This is a genomic window from Cupriavidus sp. 05L310, assembly GCF_056398185.1.
This window is the reverse complement of sequence record NZ_JBFTOX010000060.1, coordinates 1-21,907: the sequence shown is the minus strand read 5'-3', so window position 1 is coordinate 21,907 and position 21,907 is coordinate 1. Positions and strand designations below refer to the sequence as shown.

Below are 21,907 nucleotides of genomic sequence, written 5' to 3'. Positions count from 1 at the left end.
CCCCGGAGTCACCATGCCCCAAGTTCAACCCGGCGAACTTCTCGTCATCCAGGCCGCCAACCTCATCGTCTCGCCGCGCAATCGCCGTAGGCGCCGCCACACCAAGATCAATCAGCTTGCTGCCTCTATCCTCGCCCATGGCTTGATCAAGAATCTATCCGTGATCGAGCACGTCAGCCGCAAGAAGAATGCGCCGTCGCACGAGGTGGTCGATGGCCGCGGCCGCCTTGAGGCCATCCACATGCTGATGGCACGCGGTGACTTGCCCAAGACGTTTGAAGTCCTGTGCAAGCTCGAAACCGCCGGCAATGCCGAGGAAATCAGTATCGCCGCCAACATGCACGAGGCGATGCATCCGGCTGACGAATTCGAGGCCTTCCGCGATATGGTCGATGGTGGCAGCTCGATCGAGGAAATTGCCGCGCGCTTCGGCGTGACGCCGCTGGTCGTGCAGCGTCGCCTGAAGCTGGCAAACGCGTCGCCCAACCTGGTGCAGGCCTACCGCGACGACGAGATGAGCCTCGACCAGCTGATGGCGCTGGCTATCACGGACGACCATGCCGCCCAGGCGCGCGTATGGGAGCGAGCACAGCGCGGCGACCCGTGGGAACAGCGTCCGGATCGACTTCGCGCCGCCCTGGCCGCCCCCGGCGCCATCAACGCCAAGACAGATCGCCTGGCGCAGTTTGTCGGCATCGATGCGTACGAGGCCGCCGGCGGCCCAGTCCTGCGGGACCTTTTCAGCGCCGGCGGTGGTTACATTAGTGATGGTGAGCTGCTGAAGCGCCTCGCACAGGAGAAGCTCGATGCATCGGCCGAGGCGATGCGCGCCGAGGGGTGGGCTTGGGTGGAAGCACAGGACCGCTTCAGCTACAACGACCAGTTGATGTATGGGAGGAGCCAGGCCAAGAAGCGTGACCTCACCGAGGAGGAGAGTGCCGAGCTGACCACGCTCAAGGCTCGCGCTACCGAGCTGGACGAACGCAACGAACGCCTGGAAGTCGAAGACGAGGATCTGCTCAACGAGCTCGGCCAGGTTGAAGCCCTGATCGAAGCCATCGAAGCCAGCACCGCAACCTACAGCGACCGCCAGAAGGCGAAGGCGGGGGTCATCATCACCATTGCACAGAATGGCGAGCTGGAGATCCACCGCGGCCTGATCAAGCCGGAGGCCGGTAAGAAGAAGAGCAAGGACCTGCAGGCCACCGAGAGCAATGCGGAGAACCCGGGCACCGACCAAGACAGCGCCCCGCAGGAGCCGGCCGAACGCCCTCTCTCAGAGAGCCTGATGGCCAAGCTCACCGGGCACCGCACCGCCGCCCTGCAGGCGCTGGTTGCCGGGTCTCCCTCGGTCGCATTGGCGCTCGTCCTCCAAGCACTGGTATCCCAGGTCTTCACGAAAGTGAACTATCGCTGGCGGCACCAGGCGCTGGCCAAGGTTCAAGCGAGCGACCAGCGGGGCACCATACAGCGCGCGGCTGACGACCTGGAGGCCTCGCCTGCATGGCAGAGCATGGAAGCCCGTATCGCCGACTGGGAGGATAGGCTTCCCGCGGAAGACCAGGATCTGTTCGCCTGGCTGCAGACGCTGAGCCAAGCCGATCAGCTCGCCCTGCTCGCCGTGTGCGTCGCCCATACCGTCGATACACAGGCAACGCGTGAAGACTCCGCCGTGCATGAGCACGCCAACCAGCTCGCGGCCGCCGTCGACCTGGACATGGCCGATTGGTGGCGGCCCACCGCCGGCTCCTACTTGGCCAGCGTACCCAAATCTCGACGGATGGAAGCCGTACGCGAGGCAGTTAGTGACGAAGCCGCCGCCAGCATCGGCACCAGGAAAAAGGACGCCATGATCGGCGCGGCCGAGCAGTACCTTGAGGGCCGCCGCTGGCTGCCGGCGGTCCTGCGCCGGCCCGCCGTCGACAGCGGCGCTGTAGCCGAGCCAAAGGCCTCGGCCGCGAAATCCAACAAGCCGCCCATCCGGTACCGCGATGCCAACGGCAACACCTGGAGCGGCCGTGGCAAACAACCTAGCTGGCTCGCCCACGCGCTTGCCGATGGCCAGAGCATCGACTCATTCCTCGTGCAGTAAGCGCACCCCACTCAGACCGCTAGGAACCACCACATGAAACGAAATCGCAGCAAACGGCCCACCACCCCGGAATCCTCCATGGATAGCATCGGCGCCCGCATCCCCGCCAAGCAGCACCTGCAGTTCGCGGCGACGTCGGAAAAGCGCGTGACCCCTCCCCCGCCCGTCCATTCGGATGACATCGCGGTCGACATTCTGGCTACCGCCATGAAAGCAAAGATGGCCTTTTCCCGGACGAAGAAGGGCCGGCGCGGCTGGGACAACCCGCTGGAGTGCTCCGGCGAACGATTAGCCGTTATGTTCGCTGAGAGTCTGACCAAGGGCGATCCAGTCGACACCGCCAATTTTGCCGCCATGCTGCATTTCCGCGGCATCCCGCGCCCGGTGATCGCCGAGCAAGCCCTGCGCTCCCTGCTGCGTAGTAGCCGCGAAGACCAGATCCAACGCATCAAGGAAGGCGAAGAGCTGCGTCGCGCTGTGCGAGGCATTACCGCCATGCTGGCCAATCGCGAATGGGCCGAGCATGCCACCAAGGATCCAGACACACAGGCACTGGAGGCAGCCATCACCGAGTTGCACAACCACCTCGCCGAAGCCAGCGAGATACTGACCGAGGACGCCAGCAATATCATCGGAGACAAGGCATGACTACTATTTTTCTGCTGCTGGCGCAGTATGGTGCGACTGCGGTCGTGCCCCTCGACATCGTGGCGAGAGACTACTTCCCCCACCTGAGTCCGGAGAAGCTACTCCGAAAGATCAGTCTAGGAGATATCCGCCTGCCGGTGGTCCGCATTGAAGGATCGAACAAGAGCGCCAAAGGTGTTCACGTGGAGGACCTAGCAAAGTACATCGACGAGCGGCGAGCCGCCGCTCAGAAAGAGTGCTCCCAATTGTGCGATCGGTGAACCCATGGCGAAGCAAAGCCAGTGGTCCCGTATTCGTGGATAATGCTGCGCTATCTTAAGCAAGAATAAGAAGGATGCGCATGGTCACCAAAGCCGACCTCCTCAAGGAAATAGAAGAGACCGAGAAGAAATGGAACAAACCGGATGCCCGCAATGGGCTGTTCGGCAATATTCTGAAAACCATCCAGGTCAAAGGGGTTCGCGGGATGTCGGCCAACCTCGAATTCTCTTGGCCGGTCACGGCGATTGCGGGCACAAACGGAAGCGGAAAAACGACTATTCTGCAGTTGTGCTCGGCGGCCTACGTGAGCAAAACTGGAGGCCGGAACTTCAAGATTGGTGAGTGGGTTCGAAACGCCCTTGCCAACGAGACTCCTGCGTTTTCAGAGCACTCATCCGTTGCCTTCACATTCTGGAACGACGAACCAAGCGTCACGATTCCGTATCAGAAGGACAGAACACGGTGGGGCTATCCCCGACGAGGCAACCCTATTCGGTATGCGCAGTTTTTTGGTATTACTACATTCGCGCCACGCATCGAACGTAGAGATAGAGTGCATGTTTTTAGATCTCGCCTAGAGGTAAAAGCGAGCACTGCGTTTGACATGCCATTGCTCAAATCAATTTCTGCCGTCCTTGGCGCACCGTACGATGCTGGAGCGATGCATACGGTGAGCCTGGAGAAGGGTCCCTGGAGAGATTCACTTGCCGAAGTGACCAAAGGCACCTTCATCTACGGAGAGCCTCACATGGGCGCCGGCGAACAGAAAGTAATCCGGCTCATTCAATCGTTAGAGGGACTCCCTGCTAAATCTCTTGTCCTTTTGGAAGAACCCGAAATAACCCTGCATCCAGATGCACAACGAGGGTTGGCGTGGTATTTAATGAACGTGGCCCGCAGAAAAGGTCATCAGATCATAGTCACAACCCATTCGTCGGAACTATTTTCTGCGCTTCCCGAACAGGGGCGCGCGCTACTAGTACGAAGCAAGACTGGCGTAGAGGTGATTATGAAGGCCCCGCATATAGCGGCGGCACGCGAACTCGCCGGCGTGGTAACGACAAACAAGGACTTGATCCTGGTCGAGGATCTAGTCGCGAAGGCATTCGTGGAGGATATTCTGAGGCGGTGTGATCGGGCCATCCTTGATAACACCAGCGTCGTTCCTGTAGGAAACACAGATGACGTCTATCGACTGGTGAAGGTTTTTCGGGATGAGGGAATAAGGGCGATAGGTGTTCGTGACCCTGACATCGGTGACGCACCGGCAGACAACCTCTTCTCATTGCCAGGAGACAAAGCCCCCGAAGAACTCCTCTTATCAGAAGACAATATTCAACGCGCAGAACAGTTCGTTAACGGCATGCAGGCGGCCTTTGAGCGCGCGAAAGTTGCCGGTATGGAGCAGCACGGGAGTAAATGGGCCAAGACCGTTTTTCCAGTTTTGGCCAAGGAACTAGGCATTCCTGTTGCCATGCTCCGAGATCGGCTGACTCTCGCCTGGTTTGCAGCAAATGATGCGCAGGCTCGGGAACTCGCGGGTAAGATTCGCGCACATTTGGCCTAGGGCAGCGTCGATCGGGGCTTTGTAAGACGCGAGTAGCTCCCCGAGATTCGCCTGCCAATAGGTAGCATCGCGGAGTCGAACAAGAGCGCCAAGGGCGGCCACAAGGAAAAAGTGTCAGCAACTATGTGGATGAGCGCCACACTAGGTGGACCCGTTGGATCCACCCCCCTTCAGTGCGGGCGCTGCCTACGATCTTTCGACGCGCCGATAAATCGCCAGCGGTGTGACCCCGAAGTCATCATCCTGCTTTCCAAAGTAAACCTTGAGCATGAGCATCATTTGGAGTATTCCAGATTCGACCTCGCCGATACCCCTCGGCAAATTGAGCTCGTCGTCGGCACGAACCGGGTGCGCATCCAATACCGCTATCATGGACCATTCGCCTGGAATCGATACTCCATGCTTGAACGATAAGTCAGCCGGATTTATGGAGAGGTGCTCCGGCACCAGCGTGGACCAGACTTGATTTTCATCATTAAATCCACGCATTTGAAGCGTGTGAGGCATATTCTCCAGAATCTTCACAACGTGCTTCTGCTTGCGTGTCTGCTCGGCCTTCCCCTTTCGTTGTGAGGCCGTTTGGACCGGCAATTCTAGGCTTTGTATCTCGACAAGTGGTTCCCACATACGCTGAACCATTCGCAGATCTATTACCTGCAACTTGCCCTTGAAGTGGACAATCTGCCCAAGGCGTGCCGCAGTAATATCAGGCTCAACATAACCTCGTTCGTTCAACTCCTTGAGAAGATTAAGGGGCAAATGCCATGCAGCATCATATTGCCTCTCCACAGCGCTTTGAGTTGCATCCGCACCAGAAAACTCCGCCCCCAAAATCTTCGGAAAACCAATCGTCGTTTTATCTGACGTGCTGGTATTAGTACTTGAAACCGTCTTAGTTGCTGTATGAATGCCATCATCAAACAACTGTGCATAATACGACGCTATTCTTGATCGATCGACATACAGAAAATCAAAAAGGAATTCTTCCGTTTGAGCGTCTGGAACCGCGCTTAATGTCATCCTGAACTGCCTTCCGTTTTATTTCGTATTCTGCGCGACGCTGCTCGATCCCGCGCAGGACAGTTTCCGCACCCTTCACCATTTCTTTCTCAGCCTTACCGGAGGCCGACAGCATGGCCTTCAGTCCGTCAAATATGTGATTCTTCATGGTGATCTCCGATGCGGCCCCTAGCACACTTCCCATAATACATCAACCGGGCAAGCTGTACTCTACCTTCTCCGACAAGTATAAGGGCCTGACTCGCACGGAGAACGATCTGAGATCCCCCCACAGGTAGTGCCCCCGAACCTGTGGGCGGGTCGGGTCGCCCCCCCAAGGGGCAACATTAGTGCTACATGGGATGCAGTACTCCCCAGAAACCCTTTACTGACAAGGCTATCCCGCCCCCCGTTCCCCCAATCCATCATCGGGGCAACCGAGATACGACGCGGGGTTGAATTCATTGGAAAAGCGGCTTGAATGCTAGATCTACGGATGTTCCGACTATGTCCTGCTTCCGCTCATCTTTGCCGCAATATGCCAATTTGCGCACTTTTGCACCGTCAAACCCAATGTTGCACTTAGCGCGCAGGCACATCACGCGGCGCGAGCGAAAGGACGAGAGTATAGGTTAGACCGCCCGGATCCGCCTGAACGCGGTTTGCAAGGTCACGTGATCGTCGTCTTCCCGGCTAATTCACCTGCCCCGCGTCAATGGCTCGCATTGCAGCGGCTTCGGCCAGGGCGATAGCGGCTTCCTGGGTCAGCGCCACACCGGCCTCTTCCTCGAACGAGGGCTGCGGGGCTTCGCCGAATGTGTCAGCAATGACGACCGTTGCCGTAAAGCCCCCGTCGGCCGACGGTACCGCGCGGGCCACCACGGCATAGCCGCCATATTCGAACTGTCGTTCCATGGTGCCACTCCTCGACGCGGGACATGAACCCATCATAGATGGACACGTCCCCGCGCGAACAGGGTCGGGCGCATTTACTTTGTGGTGAACGACCAGTTCAGGTTAAGCGGCTTGCCTGCCAGTTGGCCACTGACCGTCACGTTGTATTTGCTCGCAGCGGCAAGCGGCGCGAGAGGCGTACAGACGGCAGCACCGGCCGCCGCGCCCGAGAGACCGGCGCTACGTGCATCTACCTTCAGGCAATTGATATTGTTGCCTTGCGCATCGGTCAGCACGAAGGTATCGGCATTGAATGTCTGGCTGCGATCGATGGCTTGCAGCGTGATGGGGTAGCCGAGCGTCTGGTTCTGGTAGCCGGGCGCGGGATTGGGGCTTTCGTTGTTCACCCAGTTGGTCGGCACGTCGGCCTGGCCTGCGTAGGGATACGCCACCATCTGGGTGCTGGTGCCAGGCATGGTGGCATCGGCCAGGTCGACGGTTTGATAGAACGATGCGGTGGCGCCCCCCGAGCCCGTGCCTTTCTCTTCGGCATAGCCCGCACCCGCGGACTTGTAGCTGCCCAGCAAAGTGGCGCGATGGAGCGGCGCATCGAACAGGTCGGACACCAGCGCGTCATTGGATGACAGGGTTAGCACAGCGTTGGGATCCGAGCTCCACTTTGTGGCGCCTCCAACGACTTCGGCCGTTGCGCCAGTTGGGTACAGCGCTTGCACGCGGACATTCGGGGAAGTGCCGGTGAAGCCGCGCGCGGCGGAATTCTCATCGTGGCCGAGCGTCTTGTTCCACAGCATGTAGTTGCTGTGGTTCTGCGCCGCGACACCAATCGCGTCCTGCGCCTCCAACGCCGGAAGCCCGACTTGCACGCGGCGGAAATTGGCATAGCACAGGCCTGCGGCCTTGGGTTCGCCCAGCACGCGGTAGTTGGTGACGGCTGCGGCGCCGCGCACAGGCAGAACGCTCACGGCAGAAGTGCTGGTAGCGGGCGCGGCGTTGCCGGTCACGGTAAAGCACGCGGTTACGGCAGTAGCGGGCACTGCCTGGCTGGTGCTGGCAACAGCGATAGCGGCGCCGGCACCGGCATTCGCCGCATTGTTGGCGGCACCGGCGGGCGCCGCCGCACTGGCGCCACTGCCGCCACCCTCTCCACCGCCGCAAGCGGACAGCGCCAGAGTGGCGCAGGCCAGTACCAGAAGTGTCTTGGGAAAGTGAGCCTTTCCGGGCATCGTCGAGTGATTCGCTAGCATCAGTCCGAGGGGTTCGTCCGGCGATCGCAGCCGGTGGTCAAGAATTCGGGCCTGGCATGCACCCTACCCGCTGTGAAAAATCCGGACGATGTTATTGGTGCGCGCGATCGGGCGTCCAGCCTGCGAACAAATGCTTACGTGTGACCTTTGCGCGGATAGAGCAAGCAACAGGCCCGCCTGAGGCACATGCGAATGCCCGGCTTTTCGCGCAATCTCGGGCCTCAACCCATTCTGAGCGCCGGCGGAAACACGCACCAGCACCCGTCATCGTGACGAAAGAAGAACATCGACAATTGGCCGGAGGGCCGCGCCACGTCCACTCGGACGCAGCCACTTCGGCCAGCTCGCGAGCTACGCACGCGCGTGATGCGAGCGGGTGCTGCCCGACTGGAACCTAGCCATTTGTCGATCAGGCCGCGCAGGGATATCTTGGCGGTTTGCATGTCGGTCTCCTTGGCTTGTCGTGATTAAGCGCGGGCACCGAAGTACGCGCCCTTCCATTCGGCTTCGAAAAATGTCCTGAACAGGGTGACGACGGTTTGCACGGCTGTCGACGGATGCTGCAGGCAGGCTTCCACTTGTTCGCTGCGGCCTTCGCCATGCAGGCACCATGTGCAGAAGTGCTCGCAGTTGTTGGTGAGCAACCGGTAGTTGTCTTCCCCGAGACGGGAGCGGGCGCGCGCGACGGCTTCGAGGCCGACGTACCTGGCGCAGGGGTTGGCCTTCACGGTGATCGGATAGCCGGCGGCGAAGGCTTCGAGCGTGGTTTCTTCCACCGGGCCACGGTGGAGCGACCCGGCGAAACCGGCATAGTGAACCACTCTGCCTTCGCCAATGTAGATACCGTGGTGGGCATAGCCGCGGCGCAGCGTGACAAGGTGCGCGCCCATGGGCGGCTCAGCATCGATGGCCTTTTCCTGGAGTTGGTTCTGGTGGTTCATGGCGGTCTCTGATCTGTTTGCTTGCCGCAGGCATTGCCTGGTTCGTTGCCATTGCATCTGCATCAACCGTGCCAACCAACGTGGTCCTAGCTACCGCAAGGGATTGCGGGTGATGCAGCGTACCGGGAAGGGGAAAAGCGTCGTAGGAAAACCAACAGCGTGTTGCCCAATGTGTTGGTGCCATGCAATCAAACCGGCATAAGGGCTTTTTGTCGCTCCTCGGGCGGACCGCATGCTGCCAGCCCCTCATCGATAGCGACAGGACATTGCCGATGCGGGAGTTAAGGGGCGAGCGGCGAATCGCTGCCCTGTCCTGCCTTCACGACGGCAGGACAGGCGGCCGGGCCACGGCCAAAGCGGTGGTTCGCGACCACCACAAGGTGTGGGAATGTTGGCGAGGCGCCAACGCTCCGGCACGAGGCGTAGCGCCCACGCTGGGCCGGAATTCCGCCCGAGCGGGCAGAAAACCGAGCGAAATCAAGCAGTTGCATCCCCCGCCAGGCGGCGGGCATGGCACTGGCACGCGCTTTGCTCTATAGAAGCATGGCGACAAGCCACGGACCGGAACACAGTCCCTACCCATCCCAAGCACCGGAGACCCATCATGGCGGCGCTCACCATCAAAGACCTCTTTACCAACCGCACACTGGATGGCCAGGCAATGGCGGCCATCCGCGGCGGCGGTGCTCCCTGGGTATTCGGCTGGATCCAGCCCTATACGCCGCCCCGTGCAAGCACTCTGCCGATCGTCAACTTTTACGAGATCAACAACAACTTCTATGCTGATCAGATGGTTAACCAGTTTCAGAACATTGACGTTCGCAATTCGGCGCCCGGCGCGAACATCAATGTACAAGCGGGACAAGGGGCAAGGAACGACGGACGGATGTAACCCGGCAGCGCGCAGTTCGCGCAGCAGCACGCACAGTCCGGCCACGCACCGCCCGCCAAGCCGTTGCCTGTCCCGGTAACGGCTTGGCGCGATAGTGCCCTGCTCGTCCGCACACCGGAGAGGATCGTGACCTGTGCATCGCAATTCCGCTGGACTTCAGCCGCTCGTTCCGATGTCGGCCTGGTACGGGAGCGTAATGAGGACGCCTGCCTCGCGCAACCGGACCGAGGACTGTGGGTCGTTGCCGACGGCATGGGCGGCCATGCGGTTGGCGACTATGCCAGCAACCTGGTCGTGGAGACGCTGGCCCGCCTGGGCGTGCCGCCCAGCCTGGAGAGCTTGCTCGACGATGCGCGCGCGGCCTTGCAGGAAGTCAATCGCGAACTGTTGGCGGAGGCGGCGCGCCGGCAGGTGCGGCGCATTGGCAGCACAGTGGTGGTGCTGATGGCCTGCGAGCGCTTCTGCGGCTGCCTGTGGGCAGGCGACAGCCGCATCTACCTGTACCGGGACGCGCACCTGACGCAGCTCACCCGCGACCACAGCCGCGTGGAGGAACTCAAGGCCCGCGGCCTGATCACGGCGGAAGAAGCCATTCATCATCCGGCCCATAACACCATCACCCGCGCCGTGGGCGCGAACACCACGCTTGAACTGGACCAGGCCTGGGTGGAGGTAGCGGACGCCGATATCTTCCTGCTCTGCAGCGACGGGCTCAGCAACGAACTGCGGGATCCGGAGATCGCCAGCGTACTGGCATGCGGCGATTGCGAACTGGCAGCCCAGGCGTTGCTGGCCGCGGCGCTGGGCCGCGGCGGCCACGACAACATCACGGCCGTGGTGGCGCGAGCGGAAGATCTCTACGGCTCCGACAAGACCATGGTGAACCCCGCGCTGTAATGGCTGCGACGGCGCGAAGCCTGGCGGACGAAAAGCCCTTTATCGCGCCTTGCCGCCCTGCGCCGCTGCCTGATTACGGAAATCCTTCGAATGGATGCCGTGCTTCTTCAGCAGCATCTGCAGGTGCGAGCGATTCATGTCGAAACGCCTGGCCAGCTCCGCCACGGTGCCGCCCACCTCCTGCAAGCCGCGTTCGAGGAAGGCGCGCTCGGCTTCATCGCTGGCGGCCCGCTTGGCTTCACTGAGCGAGGTAGCCGTCGACGCATCCACCACCACCGGCACGGAGCCGTTTGCGACCAGCGCCGGGGCCGATGGCTTGGGCCGGAGATCCTGCGGAAGATGCTCGAGATCGGCGGTATCGCCGGCAAGGCACGAGATCCGGTACATCAGGTTGCGCAGCTCGCGGATATTGCCCGGATAGGCGTAGTTCATCAGGAAGTCGCGCAGGCGCGGCGTCAGCTTGATGGGGCGGCGCTTCAAGGCGCCGGCGGACTCGTCGCCGAAATACGCCACCAGCAAGGCGATCTCGTCACGGCGCTCGCGCAGCGGCGGCAGCGTGACGTGAATCACGCTGAGCCGGTAGAACAGGTCTTCGCGGAACTTGCCCTCCTCGCTCAGGCGCCGCAGGTCCCGATTGGTTGCCGCCACGATACGCGCATCGACTGAAATGGTCTCGTCGGAGCCAACCCGCTGGATCTCGTGCGACTCCAGCACGCGCAGCAACTTGACCTGCCCGGTCAGCGGCAACTCGCCGATCTCGTCGAGGAAAATGGTCCCCGTATGCGCGCTCTCGAACTTGCCCCGGCGATCGTTGGCCGCGCCAGTGAAGGCACCCTTCTTGTGGCCGAACAGCTCGGACTCGATCAGGTTCTCCGGAATCGCCCCGCAGTTCACCGAGATATAGGGCTTGTCCGTCCTCGATCCGTTGGCATGGATCACCTTGGCCATCAGCTCCTTGCCGGTACCGCTCTCGCCATCGATCAGCACCGGCAGGTCGGTCGGCGCGGCCTTCTCGGCAATTTCCAGCGCTTCCAGCAGCTTTGGATTGTCGCCGAACGTGCCCTCGAAGATAAAGCTGCGCTCGAGCAGCGCCTGCCGGCGCTCCCGCGGCGCGAGATCCGCCGGAGCGGGCTCGGCCACCGCCGCCTGCACAAAGCGCTCCTTGTGCGACAGTTGCATCACCTCGTCGCGCAGCGTGGTGGCTTGCTTGAGCAGCTTCTCGATCTCCGTGCGTTCGAGCTTGGAAGCCCAGCGCAACGTGGAGCGCAGGATCTCGATCTTCTCGATCAGCCCGGCATAGGAGATGGCGGACCCGACCGATCCGCCCTGGTTGAACAACTTCATATCGCGCTCCCCCTGCGTTGCATTGCGCCATGGATGTCCCGGCGCGTGCGCCATGGATGTCCCGGCGCGTGCGCGCGCTCAAGCCGCGCTCAGCTGCTTTTGCACCAACTGGTAGTACATGCCCTTGCGCTCCAGCAGTTCCTCATGCCGGCCCTGCTCAACGATGGCGCCCTCGTACAGCACCAGGATCTTGTCCGCGCGCATGATGGTGCTCAGGCGGTGCGCGATGATCACGGCCGTGCGGCCATGCAGGATCTCCTGCATATTGCCAAGGATGTTGCTCTCCGACTGTGTATCCAGCGCCGAAGTCGCCTCATCGAAAACCAGCAGGCGAGGATCGTGATAGAGCGCGCGCGCAATGCAGAGCCGCTGGATCTGCCCACCGGACAGGCCCACGCCGCGTTCCCCCACCACCTGTTCATACCCGAGCGGCAGCTTGCTGATGAAGGCATGGGCATCGGCCATCTTGGCGACTTCCTCGATATGGCGGCGGTCCGGGCTGTCGTCGCCGCAGGCGATGTTCTCGGCGATGGTGCCCGAGAACAGCAGGTTGCTCTGCATTACATAGCCGATCTGCGCGCGGTAATACTCCTTGTCGATCACGCCGATATCGTAGCCATCCACGGTCAGCTTGCCGTCGGTCGGCACATAGAAACCCACCAGCATCTTGGCCAGCGTGGTCTTGCCCGATCCGCTGCGCCCAACGATGGCCAGCAACTCGCCAGGCTTGATGCTGAAGCTGATGTTCTCCAGTACATAAGGCGTCTCCGCGCCGCCGTAGCGGAAATAGATGCCTTCCAGATTGATCTCGCCCTGCAGGTCCGGGAGCATCACGCGCGAAGGCAGGTCTTCGGGCTTCTGCTCCGGCTCCAGGTCCAGCACATCGCCCAGCCGCTCCATCGCGACGCCCGCATCGTTGAGCTGGCCCCACAGCGCCACCAGGCCCATCAATGGCGCCAGTACGCTCCCCATGAAGGCATTGAAGGCAATGAGCTGGCCGACCGTCAGTTCACGCTGCAGCACGAGGTTGGCGCCCACCCAAAGCACGGCGATGGTAGTTGCGGCATTGAGCAGCTGGCTGGCCAGCCCCACCAGGATGTGGAAGGCCTGCGCCTTGTATTGCAATTCCAGCGCCTTGGCGTACTTCTTCTCCCACTTCAGCCGCACGGGCCGCTCGATGCCCATGCCCTTGACCGTCTCCACGCCGCCCAGCGTCTCCATCAGGTAGGACCTGGCCTCGGTCGAGGTGTTGAACACCTCGCGCGCGTACGCTTTGACCTTGGGCGTGGCCACGACCGTCAGGGCGGCGATGGGAATCACGAACGCGATCAGCACCAGCGTCATCTTGACGTTGTAGAGAAACATGATGGTGAAGTAGATGAACACCATCAGCAGGTTGAGTGCCGTCGTCACCGTCGACTCGGTCAGGAAGGCGCGGATGGTCTGGTTCTCCTGAAAGCGGGCAAAGATATCGCCCGTCTTGCGTTTGGCGAAGAAGGAGAACGGCAGCGACAAGGTGTGCTTGAAGAAGTGCGACATCATGGCGAAGTCCATATTGCGCACCATGAAATTGGCCAGGTATGCCCGCACCGTGCTCATGAACTGCGAGAAGACATTGGAGATGATCAGCCCCAGGATCAGCAGGTTCAGGAGTCCGACGTTCTGGTGTACCACTACGCCATCCAGGATGTTCTGGATGATCAGGGGCGGCACCACCCCGAGCACCTGGATCACAAAGGTCGCCAGGAACAGGTGCGCAAGAATCCGTTTATATGGCGCCAGGTAGCCGATGAAACGCAGCCAGGGCGAGCGCGCCACCGCCAGTTGCGCCATGCTTTCGCCGGCGGTGAAGAGCAGGCAGGTACCGCTCCACCCGCGCTCGAACTCTTCGACGGCCATCTTGCGAAAACCGAGGGCCGGGTCGGCCACCCATACCCAGCGTTTCGATACGCCGTAGACCACCACATAGTGATAGCCCTCCCAGTGGATGATGAACGGCAACTCGAAGCCCAGCAGGGAATCATGCGTGCACTGTACCCCCCGCGTGGTAAAGCCGAGCGATTCGCCGGCGCGGGCCAGGCTGTCCAGCGTGGCGCCCTGCGTGGTCACATTGGCGAGCTCGCGCAGTTTGCCCAGCGTCATGGCAATGCCATGATGGCGGCAGATCATTGCCAGGCAAGCAGCGCCGCAATCCATCTCCTCGGCCTGCTCCACCAGCGCAAAACGGCGGATCACCCGCTCGCCGAACTCCGGCTTCGAGCGCAAGTCGAGCATGACCGGATGCTTGCGCCGCTCTGCCAGTTTCTTTTGCCGGTGCAGTTCCCGGTCGATAAAGCGAATGCGTTCTTCCAGCACTTCACGCAACTTCGGGTTGCGTTCCAGGATCAGCTGCACGGTCTTTTCCGGGATGACCAGCAGCCTGACATCCGTGCCGGCGATGGCAGAGGCGATCTGCTCCTGACGCATCACGCAGGCACGCTCGCCAAAGATGTCGCCCTGGCGCAGGGTCGCCAGCGGATACTCGATGCCATCCTCATTGCGCACGATGCGCACCTCGCCCTGGCGCACCACGTACAGGCGGCGGTCCTCCCTGGAGTCCTGCTTCAGGATCTCCTTGCCCTCGGACACGCGCTTGACGCCCACGCTGCGCACGGCCTCTTCGAGTTCGCTCTTATCGAGCTTTCCGCGCAGGTCGAACAGGCGCGCGACGAAGCCGCCGGCCGAACTGATCGCGACATAGCTGGCGACAAAAGCCATCGCCGCCGGATTCTGCGCGATCATGGGCTCGGTCACGCTGCGCGGGATAAACAGCAGCTCGGTCTTGCCGGAAGACCGCACCGAGGATTCGTGCCGGTATTCCCGCAGCATGGCGATATCGGCAAAAACCTCGCGTGCCTTGCGCACGCCCAGGCTGACCTCCTTGCCATTTTCCTCGTTGAAGATACGCACCGAGCCCGCCTTGATGACGAAGAGCCCGTCGGCCGGATCGCCGGCATTGCAGATCGTCTCGCCGAAGCCAAAGGAAAGCGATTGCGCGTGCTCCGCCAGCCGCTCCATCTCCTCGCGCGAGAACGGCGAGAGTATTTCCACGCCCGACAGGAAATCGGCGAGCGGCTGCAGTTCGGGGCTGGCTTCCATATGCTTCTCGGCCTTCGCGGTTAGCGCGCTTCGATGACGTGTTCCTGCGCCCTGGCCATCAGCCAGTCCTCACGCAGGAGCCGGCGCACCTCCGCCGCCACTTCCGCATCCAGCACCGCGGGATGCTTGGCGCTCACCATGAATATCTCGAAGAAGGCGCGGTCGTGGGAGGGAAAGGGGCCCAGCAGGTCGCCGGTGGCGGCATTGAACACCTTGGCTTCGATGTCGGTCTTCAGCGATCCGCGCAGTACCTTGCCAATTGCGCCACCTTGCTCCTTCGTATCTGCCAGGGAATGCTCGCGCGCCATCTCGGCAAAGCTGTCGGGGTCGTCCTGCAGGTAGGAGATCAGTTCCTTGGCCTTGCCTTCGGCGTCTACCACGATATGGCTGACCTCGATGCTGTCGAACTTCGGAGAATGCAGCTTGAAGTATGCGTCGACGGCTTTTTCGTTGGCTACCTCGGCCAGCATCTTCTCCTGGTAAAGGCTATCGGTAATAAACGCCTCGAACTCGTCGAGGCTGACGCCGAGCACATCGAGGTAATGGTTCATTTCCGTCGCGCGGTGCAGGCCCTGCACGCGCCGGAACTGGTCGGCGCGTTCCTGGATCTCCTCCGGCGACACGGTGAGGCCCTGCTTCTTCGCCGCATGCACCGTCAGCTTGTCCCTGACGATCTGCTCGATCAGCGCTTCGAATTGTCCCGTGAGCTTCAGGACCCGGATGAACTCCTCGACGCCGATGACTTCGTCGTCGACCCGCACAATCGCTGTCATCTCGTCAGCTCCTTGATTCTTGCCACACGCCACGCACCGTCTGCCCGTGGATGCGGGCCGATGCGCACCCTTTCATCCGGCAACCTGCCGGAACGGATCCAGCCCGAGGTCGATCAGCCGCCGCTCGCGCACCACGATCTCCGCCGTGGCTGTCATGCCGTAGCGCAGCGGATACTTGCTATCGGCCACCGAGTAATAGTCTTGCGCCAACCTGACGCGCCCCTCGTACATCGGCTGCTTGTTCGGGCCGGCCAGCTTGGTCGCCGGCGAGATGTATTCCAGCGTGCCGTTGATCAGGCCGTAGCGCTGGTAGGGGAAGGCGTTGAACTTCAGCTTGACGGGCAGGCCCTCGCGCAGGAAGGCGCGGTCGCGTTCGGCAATGACGATCTTGAGCACCGGACGCGCGTCCTTGGGGGCAATGCCACCCAATGGCGTATTGGCCTGGACCTTGTCGCCGCGCTGCGTGGAGGTGACATCCGTGATCACACCGGCCACCGGGGCCAGTATCAGCAGGAAGTTGTCCTTGTCGATATTCTCGAAGCGGATGCGCGCCGCCGCCTCGGCCACCAGCCGCGCGGTCTGGACCTGCAGGCGCAGCTTGTCTTCCGTATTGGCGATCTCGCGCAGCGCGGCGTCGTACTGGATACGCAGGTTGGTCAGTTCCTGGCTGCTGCCTTCCAGTTGCACCGTGGCCTGGTTGAACTCCTGGCTCAGTTTGGAATCCAGTTCGGCCAGCCGCGACTGGGCAATCTGCAGCGCGTTCTCCGCTTCGACCGCAGCGATCCGCTTGGACTCCACCTGCGACTGCGAAACGCCGCCGCCGCCGGGCAGTGCGAACAGACGCGCATACCTGTCCTGCTCCTGCCGGGCGAATTCGCGGGTACGGCGCGCGCTGTCGAGGTTGCTGCGCGCCTGCTGCAATTGCGCCCGTTGCTGTTCCGCGAGCCGGGTGGTGCCTTCTGCCGTGCGGTTCTCATGCAGCCGTTCCGCCACATCGATCTGCTGCTTCAACGCCGCCGCCTTGCGCTCCATCAGCAGCTTCCTGTCGGGAAACTGCTTCCACTCGCGTTCGGAATCCTGCAGCTTGAGCTGCGCCTCCAGCGCATTGGTGGCGGCCTCGATCGCGCCGCGCGCATTCAGCCGCGCCAGCACGTCGTCCTTGGACACCGGCTGGCCTTCGGCCACATAGAGATCCGCGAGCTCGCCGTCGACCGGCGCATAGAACCGCCGCACTTCCGATTCGGGCGCCAGGGTACCGTCCGCGGACACGATCACATCGGCGTGCCCGACGAACGACCACACCAGCGCGCAAACAACCAGCGCCACCATGACCAGCACGGAGATCTGCATCATCTTCCAAGGCTCCGCGCTCAGGATCGCGATGCCTTCCGCGCTGTGATCCTCAAGTGCCTCTGACAGCGGCTTAAGGCGATTGTCCCGGCTATCGTCCCTCATCGCCCTCCCCCCCTATCAATGCAAGCTTGGCCTTGAGCAAGGCCGGATTCAACACCATGCGCAGTTCCTGCAGCGAACGCCGCTGCAACTCCGTTTCCGAATTGATATCCTCCTGGAGTTGACTCCACTGCGCCGTATCGCCGACCTTCAGTTGCGTGTAGATGCGCATGCCTTGCCGCGCTTGTGCGCTGGCATTGGACAACAGGCGCGCCTGCGTGCGGAATTTTCCGGAGATTTCGGATTCCAGCCGCTGCTCGCCGCCGATCGCCCCGTCGCGGCGATACTGCCGCCACGATGCCAGCGCACCGTTCATCAGTTCCTGCGCGCGCCTGGTAGCCGCATCGTGTATCGCTGCCACATCGGGTTCGATTGCCTTGAGGAAGTAGGTGTCCTCAGCGGGATCGAGCATGGCGTAGAACGACAGCAAGGACTCCTCGTAGCCCTTGCCCCCGCGCGCCTTCTTCAATTCGGCGAACTGCGTGGCGACGGCCTGCTTGCGCGCGAGATCCCTGGCCGCGGCCTCGGCCCATGGCCCTGTCTTTATCTGTTGCAGCCCCGCGAAGGCCTTGTCGCTGTCTCCCGCACGCCACGCCTTGTCCACCTCGCCGTATTGCCGCACCAGTTCCGGCGTCGGCAGTCGGCTGGCCGCCAGAACGCCGAAGCGGGCCTGGAAGGGCGGCGAGGAGAAGCGGGCCTTGGCCATTTGCGCCATCAGCGGGCCCAGTTTCATCGCGCGCGCCGCGCTGTCCAGTTCCAGGTACTGCTTCAGATCGTCCTTCAGGCGATCCATGCCGGCGAGCCTTGGATATTTCTCGGCGTAATCGGCCAGCACGGCCTGCAGGGCTTCGGGGTGATCGCTTGCCAGGCCGGTGGCGAGCGATGCGTTCAGGCGGTCGATGGCCGCCAGGTAGACAGAATCATCGCTTTGCAGCTTGCGCAAGTAGCTGAGCGCATCGGCATAGGGCTCCTTGAACTGCGGCACGTAAGCGGCGATGCGGTCGAGTGCGCGCTGGTGCGCCGGCGTGTCCTCGTTCCAGTGTTTGAGCAAGGCGCGGATGCTGGCCTCATCGGCATACATGCGGATAGGCGCGTCCACGCCGCCGCGGCCGGCCACGAAACGGTTCAGCCGTCCGATCCAGGCAAGTTCTTCGAGCAACCCGAGTGCGTCCGCGTTGTGCGCGCCGAGTATCTTCATACGCGCCAGCGCCGCGTCCGCACCGTTGAAATCGCGCGCCTGCAGCTTGCCGATCCATGCCGGCACCTCCGCCCGCAACAACGCTTCCGTGCCCATCGCCTGGAACCGTACCTTGTCCGGGTGCCGTTTGAGGTACGCATCGGCCACCGCCGCCGCGCGGGGATAGTCGCCGCTAGCCATCAAGTCCGTCATCTCGCGCTCGGGCGCGCCGCGGAAATACAGGAATAGCAGCAGCGCCACGACCGCCGCGGCCAGGATACCGCCCCACCGCGCTGCGCGCTTCAGTCCGGCGCGCTCCGCGGCACCGAAGCTGCTGCCAAGTTTGCCCATGACCAGGGCGAACTTGCCTTGCGCACGCGGCTTGTCCGCCCCGCCCGCATCGCCTTCGGGCTGGGGCAGGGCCTCCTGGTTGACCTCGTCCTCTTGCTGCGCGGCATAGTCGACGCAGAAGATGTCCAGGAACGAACCAGCCGCGCCGACGAAGGTGGTCTTGTCTGGATCGTGGGCCGGCTCGGCCACGGTTGCGGCGGCTGCCACTGGAACGGGCGGTGCGCACGTCGGCGCCACGTCTGGCGCGCTCTGCGCAGGCGTGCCGGTGCCTTGGGGGGGCGGCAGGTTCGAGCTGGTGACGGTCGCATCCGTGGCCGCATCGTTCCGTATGCCGACCCGATAGACGAAATGATTGCCGCCAAAGGCAACGAGGTCCCTCTCACCAAGGGGAACCGCGTGTTCTTCCACGCGCTTGCCGTTGACGAAGGTGCCGTTGGTGCTGCCCAGATCCTCGATGAAAGGCTGCCCACCCTTCAGGAAAATGTGCGCGTGACGGCGCGAGACATAGTTGACCTGGTGAGGATAGACCTCCTTGTAGCGGGAGAAGGTCTCGTCGGCCTTGCTGACCAGGAAAGGAAATCCGGCCACCTCGACTGGCTGCAGGCCCAGGTCGTCGCGCTCGGGGGTGAGCGTCAGCACGACCGATATCGGCTCCGGTGCCTGTACCGGCGTGCGCGAAGCCAGACGCACCCGATAGCACAGCGCCGCGCCGAAGCGCACCTCGTCGCCATCGCGCAATCTCGCCGGCTGCAGTACCACGGTCTCGCCGTTGACCGTGGTGCCGTTCTTGCTGCCCAGGTCCGCGATATAGGCCGCGCCGTGCTCGGAGAAGATGCGCGCATGACGGCGTGAAAGCGCGGCCGCCACATCGGGAGGATATGCGGCGAATGGCGCTTCCGCGCGGCCCACGGCGAACAGGCTCTCGTCGATGCGGATCTCGCCCAACTCGGGGTGCGAGATGGGGACAAGCACGATATCGAACGCCTGCCCCACCTTTGCCCGTATCTCGACAATCAGAGCTTCGTCTGGAGCCATGTTTCGATACCACCAACAGCGCGAACCGCGGCGCGTGCGCCGGCGGCAAGCCATTTTCCATGGCGGCGGCGCGGGGCCGAACCGGCCCGCTCCGCCGGGAACGTGTTGACTAAGGACATAGTAGGCCACGCTTGCCGGTAGTCAAACGTCCACCGGCGGCGTATTGCGGGCCTGGCGCCGGCTTTGCCGGGATCGTCCGGTCCCGATACATGGATTGTCGCGGGGTCTATTTCGCCACCTGCCGCGGCGCGTCCTTTCCCGCATTGCTCACTTCGACGCTTGGCCACCCTCCGCCAAGTGCCTTGTACAGGGTGACAGTGTCGGCCAGGATTTGTTGGTGGTTCGCCAACAACTCGAGTTGCGCGCTGAGCAGTGACCGCTCGGTCTCGAATACTTCAAGCTGGGACACAACGCCTTCCTTGAGCTGAGCCTCGATCTGCGCCGACACGACGCGCAGTTGCTCCACCTGCTGCTGCAACTCCACCCGCTGCTTCTTGTGCGCATCGACGTTGACCAGTGCGTTCTCCACCTCCTCGAATGCAGTGATCACCGTGCGGCCGTACTCGTTCTCGGCCACCTTGGTCTGCGCCTCGGTGGTCTTGACATGCGCACGCACGTTCGGATCCAGCATGGGCAGGTTGATGCTCGGCATCAGGCCGAATGTGAAGGACTTCAGCAGATCCGACAAGGCGAAGCTTGCGGTGCCGCCGCGACCGGTCAGGCTGACGGTGGGCAACTGCGCCAGCCGCGCCTGTCCGACCAGGTTGTATGACTCAAGCACGCGGTACTCCGCCGCCACGATATCCGGGCGCCGCGAGAGCAACTGCGACGGTAGCCCGGCCGGCACCGCGGGCAACTGCACGCGCTCTTGCAAGCGCCCCGCGGGTACCTTGAAAACGCCCGCCGGCACGCCGACCAGCGTGCCAAGTGCATTCTCCGAGATATCGCGCGAGCGGCGCAGTTCCAGCAGGTTCTTGGTCAGCCGGTTGATTTCCGCCTGTTGCTGCATCACCCGGATCTTGGGGACCAGTCCGTTCTGGAACATCGCCTGGTAGGTGGCGAGGATCTGCTTGTTCTTGGCCAGTGACCTGGACTGCTGATCGATCTGTTCGTCGAACTGCAGGATCTGGAAATAGGTAGTGGACACGTCCGAGACCAGGGTGAGGTAGCCGGCGCGCCAATCCGCTTCGGTCGCGTTGAATTCCGCGGTCTGGGCTTGCACGCCCTTCTCGACCTTGCCCCAGATGTCGATATCCCAGTTGACCTGGGTGCCCAGGTTGTAAGTCTTGACCAGGTTCTGCCCTGTGGTTTTCTCGAAGCTTGCACCGGCGCCGACATCAAAGACCGGCAGCGCACCGGCCTTCGCCTCGGAAATCTGTGCGCCTGCCACCTTGATTCGCGCGGCCAGCACCTTGATGTCGTAATTGCCAGCGATGGCCTTGTCGACCAGTCCGTCCAGATAGGGATCCCGGAAGGCCTGCCACCAGTTCGGCACGATGGTGTCCGACGCCGAGACGGTGATCGAACCCTGGCGCGCCCAGTCGGGCTTGGCCGGTGTTACCGGGCGTTCGTACACCGGGGGACGAAAATCGGCACAGCCGGCCAGCGCCAGCAGGCACGCGCCTGCCATCAGGCATCGCTTTGCGGCGGTGCGTGATCGATGCACACGGAACGGAGTGGAAAGGTCTGGCACGATCGCCTCCTGCAGGCGCAAGCGAACCGAAAAGGACTAGGCGGGCAGCAGGCCCCGTTCGTCACGTCGCCGGCGCCAGCTGCGCCGGGTCGGTCACGGCCCGGATGCAAGCAAGCAGGCCTCGCCATGCTTCATTGTGTATCCGCCGGCGGCGCTATCCAACCTGTAATTGGAGGCTGGCTGCCATGAAGGCGGCAAGAGAGGGCCGCCCCGCCCGGCAATCCGGGAGGGCGGCGGTGGCTTCAACGATAGATGTTGTTGTTCGCGTTCTGCGTTGAGCTCACGTGCGACTTGATATCCGCGGCGAAGGCCGTGTTGTTGCCGTTCATGTTGACAACATTCTGCGTCTGGCCGATCAGTTGCTCGGCATTGAAGGTCGAGTCGATCTTGACGGCGCTGAACACGGGCAGGAAGGGCACGAAGCCGCCGCGCACGGCGCGCATGGCGCGGGCGTCGAGTTCTTCGGTGACGGACAGGTCTTTGATGGC

Annotated in this window: 18 protein-coding genes; 6 read left to right on the top strand and 12 right to left on the bottom strand. The window is 62.3% G+C overall.

Annotated elements, in window-relative coordinates; translation table 11 throughout:
- The first annotated feature begins 13 nt into the window (after positions 1-13).
- From AC1DS6_RS33300 to AC1DS6_RS33285, 4 genes are all read left to right on the top strand, one after another.
- Complete coding sequence (locus AC1DS6_RS33300) at positions 14-2,092, top strand: H-NS family nucleoid-associated regulatory protein (RefSeq protein WP_477104006.1); 2,079 nt, start codon at positions 14-16, stop codon at positions 2,090-2,092.
- A 33-nt stretch (positions 2,093-2,125) separates the two neighbouring features.
- Entirely contained in the window at positions 2,126-2,740 is a 615-nt protein-coding gene (locus tag AC1DS6_RS33295; RefSeq protein WP_477104005.1) for a hypothetical protein, read from the top strand.
- Positions 2,737-3,000, top strand: coding sequence for a pyocin activator PrtN family protein (locus AC1DS6_RS33290; RefSeq protein WP_477104004.1), 264 nt, complete (start codon positions 2,737-2,739; stop codon positions 2,998-3,000). The genes AC1DS6_RS33295 and AC1DS6_RS33290 overlap by 4 nt, the downstream gene beginning before the upstream one ends.
- An 80-nt stretch (positions 3,001-3,080) precedes the next feature.
- Positions 3,081-4,568, top strand: coding sequence for an ATP-dependent nuclease (locus AC1DS6_RS33285; RefSeq protein WP_477104003.1), 1,488 nt, complete (start codon positions 3,081-3,083; stop codon positions 4,566-4,568).
- A 186-nt stretch (positions 4,569-4,754) separates the two neighbouring features.
- Here the strand turns inward: AC1DS6_RS33285 and AC1DS6_RS33280 are convergent, their stop codons facing one another.
- From AC1DS6_RS33280 to AC1DS6_RS33260, 5 genes are all read right to left on the bottom strand, one after another.
- The gene (locus AC1DS6_RS33280; protein ID WP_477104002.1) at positions 4,755-5,588 is read right to left on the bottom strand and encodes a DUF6414 family protein; all 834 of its coding nucleotides are present in this window, start codon (positions 5,586-5,588) and stop codon (positions 4,755-4,757) included.
- The gene (locus AC1DS6_RS33275; protein WP_477104001.1) at positions 5,539-5,736 is read right to left on the bottom strand and encodes a hypothetical protein; all 198 of its coding nucleotides are present in this window, start codon (positions 5,734-5,736) and stop codon (positions 5,539-5,541) included. The genes AC1DS6_RS33280 and AC1DS6_RS33275 overlap by 50 nt, the downstream gene beginning before the upstream one ends.
- A 524-nt stretch (positions 5,737-6,260) precedes the next feature.
- A complete protein-coding gene (locus AC1DS6_RS33270) occupies positions 6,261-6,482 on the bottom strand; it encodes a hypothetical protein (RefSeq protein ID WP_276286970.1) in 222 nt (73 codons plus the stop codon).
- 74 nt (positions 6,483-6,556) lie between these two features.
- A complete protein-coding gene (locus AC1DS6_RS33265) occupies positions 6,557-7,726 on the bottom strand; it encodes a CAP domain-containing protein (protein WP_441635833.1) in 1,170 nt (389 codons plus the stop codon).
- A 467-nt stretch (positions 7,727-8,193) separates the two neighbouring features.
- Positions 8,194-8,667 (bottom strand): lecithin retinol acyltransferase family protein, encoded by a 474-nt coding sequence (locus AC1DS6_RS33260; protein ID WP_477104000.1) that lies wholly within the window; start codon positions 8,665-8,667, stop codon positions 8,194-8,196.
- Between the two features lie 604 nt (positions 8,668-9,271).
- On the opposite strand from AC1DS6_RS33260, the gene AC1DS6_RS33255 reads away from it, so the two are divergent.
- Both AC1DS6_RS33255 and AC1DS6_RS33250 read left to right on the top strand, forming a co-directional pair.
- The gene (locus tag AC1DS6_RS33255) at positions 9,272-9,559 is read left to right on the top strand and encodes a hypothetical protein (RefSeq protein WP_276286973.1); all 288 of its coding nucleotides are present in this window, start codon (positions 9,272-9,274) and stop codon (positions 9,557-9,559) included.
- 126 nt (positions 9,560-9,685) lie between these two features.
- Entirely contained in the window at positions 9,686-10,456 is a 771-nt protein-coding gene (locus AC1DS6_RS33250; protein ID WP_441635829.1) for a PP2C family protein-serine/threonine phosphatase, read from the top strand.
- 39 nt (positions 10,457-10,495) lie between these two features.
- Here the strand turns inward: AC1DS6_RS33250 and AC1DS6_RS33245 are convergent, their stop codons facing one another.
- From AC1DS6_RS33245 to AC1DS6_RS33215, 7 genes are all read right to left on the bottom strand, one after another.
- Complete coding sequence (locus tag AC1DS6_RS33245; RefSeq protein WP_477103999.1) at positions 10,496-11,800, bottom strand: sigma-54 interaction domain-containing protein; 1,305 nt, start codon at positions 11,798-11,800, stop codon at positions 10,496-10,498.
- Between the two features lie 78 nt (positions 11,801-11,878).
- On the bottom strand, positions 11,879-14,938 hold the full coding sequence (locus AC1DS6_RS33240; RefSeq protein ID WP_477103998.1) for an ABC transporter transmembrane domain-containing protein: 3,060 nt from the start codon (positions 14,936-14,938) through the stop codon (positions 11,879-11,881).
- 20 nt (positions 14,939-14,958) lie between these two features.
- On the bottom strand, positions 14,959-15,711 hold the full coding sequence (locus AC1DS6_RS33235) for a peptidylprolyl isomerase (RefSeq protein WP_276286977.1): 753 nt from the start codon (positions 15,709-15,711) through the stop codon (positions 14,959-14,961).
- A gap of 72 nt (positions 15,712-15,783) precedes the next feature.
- A complete protein-coding gene (locus AC1DS6_RS33230; protein ID WP_441635823.1) occupies positions 15,784-17,166 on the bottom strand; it encodes a beta-barrel domain-containing protein in 1,383 nt (460 codons plus the stop codon).
- Complete coding sequence (locus AC1DS6_RS33225) at positions 17,153-19,726, bottom strand: FHA domain-containing protein (protein ID WP_477103997.1); 2,574 nt, start codon at positions 19,724-19,726, stop codon at positions 17,153-17,155. Before AC1DS6_RS33225 ends, AC1DS6_RS33230 begins: the two co-directional genes overlap by 14 nt.
- 226 nt (positions 19,727-19,952) lie before the next feature.
- The gene (locus tag AC1DS6_RS33220) at positions 19,953-21,356 is read right to left on the bottom strand and encodes an efflux transporter outer membrane subunit (protein WP_276286980.1); all 1,404 of its coding nucleotides are present in this window, start codon (positions 21,354-21,356) and stop codon (positions 19,953-19,955) included.
- A gap of 305 nt (positions 21,357-21,661) precedes the next feature.
- On the bottom strand, positions 21,662-21,907 hold a 246-nt coding region (locus AC1DS6_RS33215), incomplete at its 5' end, for a hypothetical protein (RefSeq protein ID WP_477103996.1).